Consider the following 14,858-nt stretch of genomic DNA (forward strand, 5'->3'; position numbering starts at 1 on the left):
GGCAATGCTTGTATATACAAGTTGATTGTTAAGGGTTTTCAAGGTAAAATTTTTCTATCCTGGTAAGCTGATACGTTAGTTGTTTATAACGAAAAACTTGACGTCTATTTTACAGCATACTTTTTATCTTAGGTAGTAGTATGACATATTCAAAACATTGGCAAACCCTCTATATCAATGTAAACCTGGCAACCATGAGCGATGGTGGTAATAGTTATGGGGAAGTTACCCAAGCCGCTTTAGCTGTTCGTGATGGTAAAATTGCTTGGTTAGGTAAAGAAAGTGATTTACCCGCAGATTTCTCTGCAACTGATAGTGAAGTGGTTGTTATTGACGGTAAAGGGCAATGGCTAACTCCTGGGTTGATTGATTGCCATACGCACTTAGTGTACGGCGGAAATCGAGCCAATGAATTTGAAATGCGTTTACAAGGTCGTAGTTATCAAGAGATAGCCAATGCCGGTGGTGGTATAGTTTCTACGGTCACTGCAACGCGCAAGGCAAGTGAAGAAGAGCTTCTTGCTAGTGCTTTACCTCGTTTAGCGGCTTTACATCAACAAGGTGTTACTACGGTTGAAATCAAATCGGGTTACGGGTTAGATACATCAAACGAAATCAAAATGCTTAAAGTAGCGGGTTTATTGGCAGATGAACTGCCTGTTACAATTAAACGTACTTTTTTAGGGGCCCATGCTCTGCCGACAGAATACAAGGACAATGCTGAAGGTTACCTTGATGTTGTATGCGAAGAAATGTTGCCACAAGTTGTTAATGAAAACTTAGCCGATGCTGTTGATGTATTTTGTGAAGGCATAGGGTTTAGCCTTGAACAAACTAAGCGGGTTTTTGATGCTGCACAATCACATAACTTACCCATAAAAGTTCATGCCGAGCAATTATCAAATTTAGGCGCCTCTGAATTGGCGGCAAATTATGATGCTTTGTCATCTGATCATATTGAGTTTCTAGATGAAACGGGTATTAGAGCGATGAAAAAAGCCGGCATGACAGCAGTATTATTGCCAGGTGCTTTTTATTTCCTGCGTGAAACTCAGTTACCACCAATAGCATTGCTGCGCAAACACCAAGTACCTATGGCTGTGGCAACGGATGCCAACCCCGGCACTTCACCTATTCATAATATTCACCTGATGCTTAATATGGCCTGTACTTTGTTCAAATTAACACCATCCGAAGCATTAGCAGGTATTACCTGTCATGGTGCTAAGGCACTAGGGATGTCTGAGAGCAAAGGGCAGTTGGCAGTTGGTTATGATGCTGATATTGCTGTATGGAATATTGATCAACCGGCAGAGCTTTGTTATCAATTCGGTGTGAATCCATTGAGTTGTTTAATAAAAGATGGGCTGCAAGTATTGATGCATAATAAGAAATAAAGTGCGCAGTCATGGGGAGTGTACTGTAGTAGCCATGACTATTTTGAAACTATGCTTATCAGATTATTTTTCGCGAGTTGAATGAATCACTTTTTCTGCTGAAGCAAAGATGACTAACTAGGGAAGCTAACCACTTTGTTGTAATGTTTCTTGTCTGCTGAATAACCTGTAAAGAGATAAGAAAAGTTCACGTATTTGATTTACATCAGGATATATGACTTTTCTAGGTTAAAGTAGCAGACATTCTGACAACTATTGTCCACCAAGACAAAACTGGTATACACTGCTCGCTCAAGTAAATTTTGCTAGGAGTAGATGGTGAGCCATCCTTTTCTTTTGCGCTCTGCGCTTATACCTTATTATGTTGTTCTTGCTTCCTTTCTGCTTATTTCTTTAACGTCTTGGACGGCAGAGGCTTGTTCAACCGAAAATAGCAATTGTGTGCAAGTAAAAGTTAATAATATAAAAAACATTCCATTGGAAAATATGGTGGTGTATCTTGAGCCCTTAGCTGGGCAAGTTTTACCTCAACAGAATGAGAAAGTAACTATTAGTCAGCACAGTAAATCCTTCATTCCCTATATAAGTGTTAGCCAAAGTACCGCACCGGTCAGCTTTGAAAATAAAGATGATATTACTCATCATATTTATTCAGCTGATAGTGAAAACAAATTCTCTTTTAAAATACGAGCAGGTAAAACTGACTCAAAGACACAATTCAATCATGCCGCGGAAATTGCTATGGGTTGTAATATTCATGATTGGATGAGTGGTTACCTGTTGATCGTGGATACCCCATATTTTGCTAAAACGGATGCACAAGGGCTAGCGAGTTTTTCGCTGAAAGAGTTAGGGAAATATCGCGTTGTCGTTTGGCATCCTCAAATGCGGACAGAGAATAATCGTATGTTTCTTGAAAAGGATGTGTTAACTAATGACGCTGTTATTGTTACCTTAAAGCAAGGTATGGATGAAATTCCTGCGCAAAAAAGTGATGAAGATTTTGATTTTCTTTCAGATTATTAGATATAAAAAATAAGAAGTTAATGAATGAAGAGTTTACAAAATAAAATATTTTTATTGTTTGTCATATTATTAATAATGGTTCAGGCCATTGCTTTTTGGACCCTGTATAGCGAAAAGAAAAATTTAGAAGCGGCAGAAATTAATAATCGTTTAATGACCGCAAAAACCATTTTTACCGAGATATTTGATCGCAGGTTGACTTATTTATCTACTTTTGCAGAAACGGTAGCGAAAGACTATGGCTTAAAAGAAGTCTTTAATGAAGATACTCGTAGCTTATTATTTGCCTTAAATAACCACAGAAAGCGTATTGATGCAGACTTAGCGATGACAATCTCATCAGAGGGGATCATCAATGGCCAATTACAACGCCATTTCGTTAATGGCAAAGGTAAAATTAGACAAGGCGCTGAACGAAACAGCGCTTTTCGTTTCAATGAATGGCTTGAAACAGGCCAAGCAGCGCATTTGTACATGATTGATGATGCACTTTACCAATTGAGTTTATCGCCAGTTACTGTTGGCGCTAAAACATTGGGATGGATTGCTTTTGGCTTTGAAATAGATGAGCGATTAGCAGATGAATTTAAAAATATTACCGGGTTAAATACTGACTTTGTTATTAAAAATGACGATTCATGGCAGCTCATTTCAATTGCCCAGAGTCATAACAGTGATGAAAGTTATAATAAATTACTTAAGTTGGCCGTACAGGTTATTGAAAATAAGACCCCTGATCAATATATCGCTACTCATACCTTAATTACGGAGTTTGATGAGCAAGAATTTGGTGTCGCCATGCATGGTTTACGCGCTAACTTTGTCGCCTTATTGCAAGAGCAATGGTGGAAGCTTTTATTTCTTGCAGCATTAACGCTGTTGTTGTCGCTTACTAGCGCCTACTTTATTGCTGGCTCTATTAGTAAGCCGATAAAACGTTTGGTGGCTCAAGCTAAAGTTATTGCCAGCGGAGATTATCAACAAAAAGTTACTCTAAAAGATAAAAATGAAATAGGGCAACTTGCTGATGAATTTAATCAAATGCAAGCGGCCGTTTTACAGCGAGAAGAAGCGATTACTCACCGTGCTGATCATGATCCCTTAACAGATTTGCCTAATCGAAATAAACTCAATAAAACATTAAATAAGCTCATCGAACAACAGCAAAACTTTTTGGTTTTACATCTAAATCTTAGCCGCTTGAAAGATGTTAATGATACGCTCGGTCATGATGTAGGTGATGAAGTTATTAAAGCGCTGGCGAGTCGTTTACATAACTTGTGTCAAATGAATAGTTTTAAGGCCTTAGCACATCTAGGAGCAGATGAATTTATCTTGTTGGTTGAACACTTAAAGGTTGAAGAAGCTATTTATCAGCTAAGAGCTGAACTCGAACCAACAGTTGATTACCAGGGGATTAGTTTGCAGCTGCAAGTTCGGGTTGGTGTTTCAGCTTATCCAGAGCATGCAATTGACGATAAGTCATTATTACAAATGGCCGATACCGCACTCAATAGTACCAGAGAAAAGGGCAAGTTAGTTCAAGTTTACCACCCAGATCTTGATGTGAATACTGTAGAGCGGTTAAGTCTCATTAATGATTTAAAACAAGCGATCCCAGCAGGAGAGTTAGAGTTACACTTTCAACCTAAAATGTGTTTGAAAACTAATACCATAACGCATGCCGAAGCATTAGTTCGTTGGCAGCATCCTACTTTAGGTATGGTTCCTCCGGATAATTTCATACACATTGCAGAGCAAACCGGTCAAATTAAGGCGTTAACACGCTGGGTTTTTGTTACCGCATTGACTCAATATAACGCTTGGCAAAAACAAGGCATTGATTTGAATATAGCGATAAATGTTTCTGCAGAAAACTTAAAAGAGAACGATTTTCATCACTTTATCTGTCAGTCAATTATGGCGGCTAAGGTACCGGCAGAGAAAATTACCCTTGAGGTGACAGAAAGCTCTGTTGTAGAAGACCCTGAAGCAGCAATTAAAATATTGGCTGAGTTTAAAAATCACGGTATGAAGATATCTATTGATGATTATGGCACGGGGTATTCTTCGTTAGCACAATTAAAACAGTTACCGGTACATGAATTAAAAATTGATAAATCATTTATTCAGCATTTAGAACATGATGAGGATGATCAAATTATAGTCCGTTCAACTATCGAGCTTGCTCATAATATGGGACTGCATGTAGTTGCCGAGGGTATAGAGGATGAATTTGCGCTAAATTGGTTAGCAAATCATGACTGCGAACTTGCGCAAGGTTATTACATCAGTAAACCAAAACCGGCCGTTGAACTAACCCCATGGCTGTTAGCACAGTTAAATAAAAAAAATGTTAAGGAAATGGTTTGATTGAAACAGGCATAAGGCTTTGTCAGTTTTTGGTTTTAATGACTTTTGTTACATTACATAATACTCAAGCGGCTGAATATACTGTGCATGGCATTGCAGACCTTAGGGTTAGTTATATTGACTCTGTCGACAAAGGTTATCTCAATAGTGGTCAAGGTAAACTTGGCTTAGGTGATGGATTGCATTTTTCATTAGCGCAACTTGGTGCAGATATATCGGTATCTTGGGAAAATGGTTTTAGTGCTCATGGCATAGTTAATGCCTACCCTAAAGCGAGTGGTGGTGGAGAGAGCACTGTTCTAGGCATTACTGAAGCGTACCTAAAATATCGCTCCTTACCGACGAGTTCAGGTTATCGCCTGCAAACTAAAATAGGTATATTCTATCCTGAAATCTCTCTTGAAAATAATGCCTATGCTTGGGCAAGTAAAGATACCTTAGATTCATCTACTGTAAATACTTGGATTGGTGAAGAAATTCGAGTATTAGGATCCGAGCTTAAAGTAACTCGTTTAGGTCGGTTAAATAATGATAAGTATGATTTATCAGTGTCAGCTACCGCCTTTATGAATAATGACCCCGCAGGCGCGTTATTGTCTTGGCATGGCTGGACAATCAGTAATCGGCAAACGCTTTGGACAGAAAAACGGCCTTTTCCGTGGTTTCCTGCTCGAGCTGATGGACAAGCATTAGCCGGACAAGCAGATAAATCTGATCCATTTTTAGAATTGGACCACCGTGTCGGTTACCACGTACGAGGGGAATGGAAACTAAGAGGGAAAGGAGAGTTATCTGCGGGGTATTATGATAACAGAGCCACACCTTATAAAGTTATTGATGGCCAATACGGTTGGCGAACACGCTTTTATCATCTAGGAGCACGCTGGCGCTTTAGTCAAAACTTATCGTTAACTGCGCAGTATTTATCAGGTGATACCTTAATGCAAAGCCAGAACAAAGTGGATGTAGTTAACAATGACTACGCCAGCGGTTTTGTCGCACTACACTATAATTGGCAAGCCATTTCGGCGAATAAAAAGCATAAAAGTACGGTGCGAGTGGAAGATTTTTCAGTGACAGATAATGATAATACTTGGGGTGATAATAATAATGAACAGGGACAAGCGCTGACTTTGAATCACAGTTACCGTTTGAGTAAACCATGGTTTTTATCGGCAGAATTTACCTTGATTGATAGCCACAGACCTGCTCGATATTATACTGCTCAGCCGGTAGACTTAATCGAAAAGCAGTGGCAATTGGCCGCTCGTTACTTTTTTTAATTTGCGATGACTATCATGCATAGTTAAATACTCATTAATTTGCTTAATCAGTATTACCGTTTAAATGAGCAATGTGGCTTTTGGCTTTGGTTGGGTAATTTGAAAATATACCATCAACACCCAATTGTTTCATGGCATTGATATCTTCTAATTCATCTACTGTATAGACAAACACTTTTAAACCGCGTTTGTGTGCATCAGCAACAAAGTGCTCACTAATAAAATCGACATCGAGGTGAACTGAATAAGCATTTAACTGCTGAGCAAATTTTGCATACTCTAATGGGTAACATGCGGTCAGTGCGCCAATGGCAAAATCACAGCGCTGTTGGTGAATAGCATGTAATAACCTATGGTTAAAAGAAGAAAATAAAACATCACTACGTAATAGCTCCGTTGTTTTTATTGCTTCATCTATGCAAGAAAATAAAAGCATTAAGTTTTTTATCGCTTTTAATTCTATATTGATCGTGCATTTGCCAGCAATGAGCTTCAATACTTCATCTAAGGTTGGAATAACCTCACCAGCACCAGCATCTAAACTGCGTAAGTACTGATAATCGTAGTTAAAAATTTGTCCATGGCCTGATGTGGTTCTATGTAACCATCGATCATGAATAACAAATAATTGACCGTCAACTTCATGAATATCTATTTCAATACCATCTACTTCAGCAGCTAATGCTGTACGAATGGATCGTAGCGTATTCTCCGGTTCAACTCCGCTAGCGCCGCGGTGTGCAAAAATTAACATAGTTATACCAATTCCATTAAATTTATTCCCAACTCAGAGCTATGTCAGAGAAGCCAGAACAAATAAAATTTGTGCTGGTATAGTCATTCTATAACTAACAAATTTGTGAAGTTATTGCTTTTTTGACAAGCTCCCAAGGGCGAGTTTAACAGGTTTATATACATCGTTATTGATTTTGAGAAGGGAATAACCATTCTCTTCAATCAATGCCTTGCCTCTAAGCCTTTTAATTACCGCTGAGTGAGAAATAACTTAATGGACTTGGTATGAATTAAATATGATTAATACATTAGTGTTGGTTTTAAGTATAATACTCAGTAATGAAATTATACCCAAGCTATCAGAAGATGCCAATTGCAGCTGGAAATAGAAACGTCTTCAATCAATAACGCAGCTTAAAGCGTTTTTAAACCAGCCCTTCGGGGACGTATGAGCATCTTCAGGTGGCTTGGGGATATACTAAAACCAAATGAGCAGTGACTAAATTGACTAACTCAACTCCCCCAAAACGTTTAAATAAATACATTAGTGATTCAGGTTTTTGTTCGCGCCGTAGTGCCGATAAAATGATAGAAGCCAATCGGGTAACCATCAATGATAAAGTACCAGAGCTTGGTACTAAAGTATTGGCGGGTGATGTAGTTAAAGTCGATGGCTTTGATATTGCACCAATTAGTGCTGATAAATCAGATCGTATCTACATTGCCTATAACAAACCTATTGGCATTACCTGCACTACTGAAAAGCATGTACGTGGCAATATCATTGATGCCATTGGACATAAGAAACGTATATTTCCCATCGGTCGCTTAGATAAACCATCAGAAGGTTTGATATTTCTTACCAGTGATGGCGATATTGTTAATAAAATTTTACGTGCGGAAAATGCTCACGACAAAGAATATATTGTCACCGTTGACAAACCTATTAGTGAACGCTTTATCGAAAGAATGTCTCGTGGTGTACCTATCTTAGGAACCATTACCAAACCGTGTATTGTAAGAGTTAAAAGCCGCTTTGAGTTTACAATTATTCTTACTCAGGGGCTTAATCGTCAGATCCGTCGCATGTGTGAATATCTAGATTATGAAGTGAAAACATTAAAACGCTCTCGGATCATGAATGTAGGTTTAGGCAGTCTGAAACCAGGACAATGGCGAGAATTAACAGCAAGTGAAATGGCCGACATTAACCAAGCTGTTCAAGGATCGAGTAAAACAGCCATTAATACCGCACAGCCTAAACAGACCACTTCAAACATGACTGAGCTTGAAGAACTATCTGCCTCGATAAACAATGCTGATGATAAAAGTAAATCGAAAACTAAGCGAAGTACAGCGGCAAAAAAATCTTCTAGTAAACAGAGAGAAGGATGGCCTTACAACAGTCATAAAACGAAAGGCTAAGTCAACACTTCTTATGATTATTGCAATACTTACATAGCGTGACTATGTAAGTATTGCACAGCTATTAAGACCATCCCGCATAAAGAAATTTTCACTGCGTGAGTACTTGTTTACACGAGATGGTATGACTCTACATTAACCCTTATTGATTCCGACTAGAGCTCCTGAAAGCTCGGTTATGACTTGGGTATCTTCTATGGTTGAAGGTATTTCAATTTCTTGACCATCAATCATTTGCCTAAGAGTTTTACGTAATATTTTGCCCGAACGTGTTTTTGGCAATCTATCAATGATAAGTAATTTCTTTAACGATGCTATTGCACCAATGTCATCACGAATGCTTTGTTTTAATTCGCTAATGAGTTCTTCATCGCTGGCAGTAATACCATTTTTTATTACCACTAGGCCAAGTGGAACTTGCCCTTTCAACGCATCATTGATGCCGACCACAGCACATTCTGCTACTGCGGGGTGCCCAGATAAAACTTCTTCCATTTCACCTGTAGATAAACGATGTCCGGCAACATTGATAACATCATCAATGCGGCCCATGATAAAGAGGTAACCATCTTCATCAATATAACCACCGTCCCCTGAGGTATAATAGCCAGGGTGATTTGATAAATACCCTGATACTAAACGCTCTGGATCTTGATAAATAGTCGCTAAACAGCCAGGGGGAAGTGGTAATTTTATGGCGACACTACCTTGTTGTCCTGCAGGAACTTGTTGGCCATCGCCATCAAGAATTTGTACATCAAAGCCTGCAATTGGAAAACCTGCAGAGCCTGCTTTGGTTGCTACGATATTGCCATTGCCATCATCTAATGGCGTACTCGCAATAGCCCAGCCTGTTTCTGTTTGCCACCAATGATCAATTACTGGTAATTGTGTTTTTTCTTTAAGCCAATGGTAAGTGGCTGGATCTAAACGTTCGCCTGCTAAGAAAAGGCGTTTTAGGGATGAAAGATCATATTCTTTAAGTAAGTCGCCCTCAGGATCTTCTTTACCTATAGCACGAAATGCAGTTGGTGCTGAAAATAATGCATTTACTTTGTACTCAGCACATACACGCCAGAAAGCACCTGCGTCAGGTGTTCTAATCGGCTTTCCTTCGTAGACAATTGTGGTGCAACCAGCCATTAACGTGCCATAAATAATGTAAGAGTGACCAACCACCCAGCCAACGTCAGAAGCAGCCCAGAAGGTGTCTCCCTTTTTCATGCCGTAAATATTTTTCATGCTGTACTGCATAGCGACAGCATGACCGCCATTATCTCTTACAACACCTTTAGGTTTACCTGTGGTACCAGAAGTATACAAAATATAGAGCGGATCAGTACTTTTCACTGGTACTGGAGGAATTTCGATAGCGATGTCCATTTGTTCTTGCCAATCAAGGTCTCTACCCGGTACAAGTTGTGCTTCTACTTCTTCTCTTTGAAAAATAATGCAATTGTTTGGCTTATGCGTCGCAATCTCGATAGCGTCATCGATTAATGGTTTGTAAGGAATAACTTTTGCTATTTCAACACCACAACTTGCACCGACAATGACTTTTGGCTCCGCATCATTGATACGTACAGCAAGCTCGTTGGCAGCAAAACCACCAAAAACGACAGAGTGAATGGCACCTAATCGAGCACATGCCAGCATTGCTATAGCTGCTTGTGGAATCATTGGCATATAAATTAATACACGATCACCTTTCGTCACATGTTGTGATCTAAGTACGTCAGCAAACTTTGCCACCAAACTAGTCAATTCAAGGTAAGTAAATTTTTGTTTTTGTCCTGTAACAGGCGAGTCATATATTAAAGCCGTATCTGCACCTCGGCCTTGTTCAATATGGTAATCCAACGCAAGATAACAAGAGTTTAGTTCACCATCGGCAAACCAATCATGCCAAGAGTCAGTGTTTTTTGACAATATTGTTTGAGGTTTTTTGTACCAGGCAACAAGCTCTGATTGCTCTTGCCAGTAACTCTCAGGTGAATTGATTGCTAATTCTTGTTGTTCAATGTGTTTCATTATAGTGGCCTTGTAGATTACTCGGATATACATACATTAAAACTGTCGACAAAATTAGCCTATTAGACCTTAGGCTAATACCCAGCTAGATATTATGTTTTACCCTACTCAATGTTTATTGTTATTAGCTTGTTATTTAATGTTTATCAATAAAAATAAGTTGTAATTCGTTTGTTTTTCTTTTCCTTTATTTTTAGATGAAATGTTTAAAATACTTTGGAAATAAATTATAACCAATGACTTATTGTCTTAGTTTAGAACCGTGTGTCGACAATTTGTGATCTTGATACACCTTAGATTGAAGAATACATAGCGTTAAGACTACGACTGTTTTATGCTATATCTTGTATTTTTTCATTATGTTACTGGTCATATTAACGACAGTTTTTTGCATTTGCTAGTAGTAGTATGTTGATAGCAGAACAAAAACTAGAGCATTTTAGTCATATTAATTTGTTATTTATGAGGTCGGATATCATGTTGAAAGTTATCCGTAACAGAAGTTGTTGGTGTCATTATGGCTATAATTATCACGCTAGATATCATGCTAGCAAAGCGTAAAATGAAATTAAATACCTTGGCAGAACGTGTGGGGATTACGGCGCAGAATTTATCAATTTTAAAAAATGATAAAGCACGTGCTATTCGTTTTGATACGCTAAATAGGTTGTGTAAAGTACTGGACTGTCAGCCGGGAGATATTTTAGTGTATGAGGAAGATGAGATTGAAGAGTAGTTTTATTACTCTTCCACAGTTGAATTTTTTTAATACACTCACTTAAGTTGAGTACTATTATTTATTATTCACAGCCATTTGATAATGTACCGCATCAAAATCGCCGATTGGATCTTCATGTAAATAAGCTCTGACAAAGTTCATGCCCATTTTTTTCATCACGCCTATCGAAGCTAAATTATCAGCGACGGCAAGGGCAGAAACATGAGTAACATCGGTATTGGCAATAACAGCATCTCTTATTGCTATAGCGGCTTCTGTTGCGTAACCTTTTCCCCAAGTGGCTTGGAAAAAACGCCAACCCAACTCTAAATCCTTAGTATTGGGTGATTCAGTAAAAAACGACATTGGACGAATTAATACCCAGCCTAAATACTCATTGCTTACTTTGTCTGATACTTGCCAAATTCCCCAACCTAATTCGTTATTTCGGTATGCATTCATTCGTGGAATAAACACCTTGTTAACCTGTTCAATACTGGTGGGAGTTCCGCCATTAAGAAATTTCATCACCGCTGGATCTTGATCTATTTCCCACAATGCTTGGGCATCTGCAGAGTCCATTAGCCTAAACTTAAGACGTTCACTATTCTTAATGTCCATAAAGTACCTGTTAGTTTAATTGCTATAAAAGAAGAGAAGCATAACGTATTTTCTTATCCGTTATGCTTAGTGCTGTTTCTGTTATTAATGTAGGATTTTATTTTGACGCTAACAAAGGTTTTAAAAATCGTGCTGTGTGCGAAGTTTTATGCTCGGCAACTTGTTCAGGCGTACCTGTTACCAAAATTTCACCACCACCGGCGCCTCCTTCAGAACCTAAATCGATTACCCAATCGGCTGTTTTAACAACATCTAAATTGTGCTCAATCACCACTATGGTATTACCATGATCACGTAATCGATGAATAACATGGAGTAATTGTTTGATATCGTGAAAATGCAAACCTGTGGTTGGTTCATCTAAAATATATAAGGTTTTACCGGTATCACGTTTTGATAACTCTTTTGACAGTTTAACTCGTTGCGCTTCACCGCCTGATAGGGTGATTGCTGACTGCCCCAGTTTGATATAGCCCAAACCGACATCGAGCAAGGTTTGTAACTTTCGATTAACTGCAGGAATAGCTTTGAAAAAATCAAAAGCATCTTCAATAGTTAAGTCTAATACTTCATGAATATTTTTACCCTTGTATAACACCTCTAATGTCTCACGATTATAACGTTTGCTTTTACACACATCACAAGGCACATAAACGTCAGGTAAAAAGTGCATTTCTACCTTGATCATGCCGTCACCTTGGCAGGCTTCACAACGTCCGCCTTTAACATTAAAGCTAAAGCGACCGGCTTTATAACCTCTTGAACGGGACTCCTGCGTGGCAGAGAATATATCACGCACCGCCGTAAATATTCCGGTATAAGTTGCAGGGTTTGAGCGCGGTGTTCTTCCTATTGGGCTTTGATCAATATCAATGACTTTGTCTAAGTGTTCTAGGCCTCGAATGTTTTTGTACGGGGCGGGTTCATCAACCGTCGCACCATTGAGTTCGATATGCGCTAATTTATATAAAGTATCGTTAATGAGTGTTGATTTACCAGAGCCTGAAACGCCCGTTATACAAGTCATTAAACCATTAGGAATAACTAAGTCGACATTTTTCAAGTTATTACCGGTAGCTCCAGTAAGTTTGACAACTTTTTTCTTATCAAAAGCATGACGCTTTTTAGGAATTTCAATGCTCTCAACGCCGGCAAGGTACTTGCCTGTTAGCGAGTCTTTACAAGCTAATATGTCATCTACCGTGCCTTGTGCGATAATGTTACCGCCATGTACACCTGCGCCAGGGCCAATATCAACGACAAAATCTGCAGCGCGAATCGCATCTTCATCATGCTCAACCACAATCACAGTATTACCTAAGTCACGAAGATGGACTAAGGTACTGAGTAAGCGTTCATTATCACGTTGATGAAGACCAATTGAAGGCTCATCTAAGACATACATGACACCAACTAAACCTGCGCCAATTTGGCTGGCAAGACGGATTCTTTGAGCCTCACCGCCGGACAGAGTATTTGCCCCTCGTGATAAGTTGAGGTAATTTAAGCCAACGTTAACTAAAAAGCCTAACCGCTCGTTAACCTCTTTTAAAACTTTTTCAGCAACTTGCGCTTTTTGCCCTGTGAGTGTTAAACCTTGGAAAAAGTCCAAAGCATCACTAATGGAAAATTCAGCCACTACGGGTAGCGGTGTATTATCGATGAATACATTGCGCGCTTCTAAGCGTAAACGACTACCATTACAATCTGGACAATGTTGCGAGTTTAGGTATTTTCCGAGTTCTTCACGTACAGCATTTGATTCGGTTTCTTTATAACGACGTTGCATATTATTGATGATGCCTTCAAAGGGATGCTTACGTACTACAACATCACCACGGTCGTTCATGTATTTAAATTCAATTTCTTGCTCTTTACTGCCGTAAAGCACAACTTTTTGGGCTTTTGCCGATAGTTCTTTAAAAGGAGTATCTACCTGGAATTTATAATGATCAGCAAGGGCTTGAAGCATTTGAAAGTAATAAAAATTACGTTTATCCCAACCACGAACTGCACCGCCGGCAAGGCTTAATTCCTTATTAGCAATAACACGAGTGCTATCAAAGTATTGTTCAATTCCTAAACCATCACAGGTTTGACAAGCGCCAGCAGGATTATTAAAAGAAAATAAACGCGGCTCTAACTCTTGCATGCTGTAACCACAATGAGGACAAGCAAAGTTAGCTGAAAAGAGTAATTCTTCTCTTTTTGGTTCATCCATAAAGGCAACTTTAGCGGTACCAGCCGTTAAGCTTAAGGTGGTTTCAAAAGACTCTGAAAGGCGTAACTGAATATCCTCACGTACTTTTATGCGGTCAACAACAACTTCTATGGTGTGTTTTTTATGTAATTCTAGTGGCGGTGGATCAGATAAGTCACAAACGTCACCATCAATACGTGCGCGAATAAAACCTTGGGCCGCTAAGTTATCGAGTAGCTTAATATGCTCCCCTTTACGACCTTGGATAATAGGTGCAAGCAACATCACTTTAGTGCCTTCTTCAAGCTCTAATACCTTATCAACCATTTGTGAGACTGTTTGCGCTGCTAATGCTTGACCATGTTCTGGACAACGTGGCTCACCTACTCTGGCATAAAGCAAACGTAAATAATCATATATTTCGGTAATGGTACCTACGGTTGAGCGGGGGTTATGCGATGTTGATTTTTGCTCGATAGAGATGGCGGGCGATAAACCTTCAATATGGTCTACATCTGGTTTTTCCATCAAGGATAAAAATTGTCGAGCGTAAGCCGAAAGTGATTCTACATAACGACGCTGTCCCTCTGCATAAAGGGTATCAAAAGCAAGAGAAGATTTTCCTGAACCAGAAAGACCGGTAATGACCACGAGCTTATCTCGAGGTATTGTTAAACTAATGTCTTTGAGGTTGTGGGTGCGAGCACCTCTGACTTCAATACTTTTCATGCGTGTTTTCAACTCAAATGGCGATAAAATAGAACCGATGATTATGTCATATAATTTGCAGTATAAAAACTAGTCTAGAGTAGAATATGCAAAAAAAACTGTTTATTTTTACAGTGTTTGTTGGGCGAGCCAATAAGATGCAAAGTTAAAGATATATAGTTAAGTAATTCTGCTTGTTATAAGCTCGTTAATACAGGTCTAAGTTTATCAATTTATTAGTGTAATTGGTTTAACCTGTTGTTATGCAGATCAAACAATATTTAACATGGTGCTTAACTATGTAGGGCTTAATGCCATGTTTTCATTGCAGGGATTTTGTT

The 14,858-nt window shown here is 38.9% G+C and carries 10 protein-coding genes; 6 read left to right on the top strand and 4 right to left on the bottom strand.

The window, feature by feature from the left end:
• Positions 1 to 140: 140 nt before the first annotated feature.
• The 4 genes from hutI to ND2E_RS03110 all read left to right on the top strand — a co-directional run bounded on the left by hutI (position 141) and on the right by ND2E_RS03110 (position 6,079).
• Complete coding sequence (gene hutI, locus ND2E_RS03125; protein WP_033095444.1) at positions 141 to 1,397, top strand: imidazolonepropionase; 1,257 nt, start codon at positions 141 to 143, stop codon at positions 1,395 to 1,397.
• A 315-nt stretch (positions 1,398 to 1,712) separates the two neighbouring features.
• On the top strand, positions 1,713 to 2,423 hold the full coding sequence (locus ND2E_RS03120; protein WP_052056941.1) for a cupredoxin domain-containing protein: 711 nt from the start codon (positions 1,713 to 1,715) through the stop codon (positions 2,421 to 2,423).
• A 24-nt stretch (positions 2,424 to 2,447) separates the two neighbouring features.
• A complete protein-coding gene (locus tag ND2E_RS03115) occupies positions 2,448 to 4,796 on the top strand; it encodes a bifunctional diguanylate cyclase/phosphodiesterase (RefSeq protein ID WP_033095445.1) in 2,349 nt (782 codons plus the stop codon).
• Complete coding sequence (locus ND2E_RS03110; protein WP_223303690.1) at positions 4,793 to 6,079, top strand: hypothetical protein; 1,287 nt, start codon at positions 4,793 to 4,795, stop codon at positions 6,077 to 6,079. Before ND2E_RS03115 ends, ND2E_RS03110 begins: the two co-directional genes overlap by 4 nt.
• A gap of 43 nt (positions 6,080 to 6,122) precedes the next feature.
• On the opposite strand, the gene ND2E_RS03105 is transcribed toward ND2E_RS03110, so the two are convergent.
• Positions 6,123 to 6,833, bottom strand: coding sequence for a glycerophosphodiester phosphodiesterase (locus ND2E_RS03105; protein ID WP_033095446.1), 711 nt, complete (start codon positions 6,831 to 6,833; stop codon positions 6,123 to 6,125).
• 566 nt (positions 6,834 to 7,399) lie between these two features.
• Here ND2E_RS03105 and ND2E_RS03100 point away from each other — a divergent pair.
• Positions 7,400 to 8,239, top strand: a complete 840-nt coding sequence (locus tag ND2E_RS03100) for a pseudouridine synthase (protein WP_395858454.1) — start codon at positions 7,400 to 7,402, stop codon at positions 8,237 to 8,239.
• A 135-nt stretch (positions 8,240 to 8,374) separates the two neighbouring features.
• Here the strand turns inward: ND2E_RS03100 and ND2E_RS03095 are convergent, their stop codons facing one another.
• Positions 8,375 to 10,270 (bottom strand): propionyl-CoA synthetase, encoded by a 1,896-nt coding sequence (locus ND2E_RS03095; RefSeq protein WP_052056943.1) that lies wholly within the window; start codon positions 10,268 to 10,270, stop codon positions 8,375 to 8,377.
• Between the two features lie 517 nt (positions 10,271 to 10,787).
• Here ND2E_RS03095 and ND2E_RS03090 point away from each other — a divergent pair.
• Positions 10,788 to 11,006, top strand: coding sequence for a helix-turn-helix domain-containing protein (locus ND2E_RS03090; protein ID WP_033095447.1), 219 nt, complete (start codon positions 10,788 to 10,790; stop codon positions 11,004 to 11,006).
• A 57-nt stretch (positions 11,007 to 11,063) separates the two neighbouring features.
• On the opposite strand, the gene ND2E_RS03085 is transcribed toward ND2E_RS03090, so the two are convergent.
• Together ND2E_RS03085 and uvrA are read right to left on the bottom strand one after the other, a co-directional pair.
• Positions 11,064 to 11,609: a GNAT family N-acetyltransferase gene (locus ND2E_RS03085; protein ID WP_033095448.1), complete on the bottom strand. Its 546-nt coding sequence runs from the start codon at positions 11,607 to 11,609 to the stop codon at positions 11,064 to 11,066.
• Positions 11,610 to 11,706: 97 nt separating this feature from the next.
• Positions 11,707 to 14,538: an excinuclease ABC subunit UvrA gene (gene uvrA / locus ND2E_RS03080; protein WP_033095449.1), complete on the bottom strand. Its 2,832-nt coding sequence runs from the start codon at positions 14,536 to 14,538 to the stop codon at positions 11,707 to 11,709.
• Between the last annotated feature and the right edge of the window lie 320 nt (positions 14,539 to 14,858).

The sequence above is a fragment of the Colwellia psychrerythraea genome (assembly GCF_000764225.1).
Classification (GTDB): Bacteria; Pseudomonadota; Gammaproteobacteria; order Enterobacterales; family Alteromonadaceae; genus Colwellia; species Colwellia psychrerythraea_D.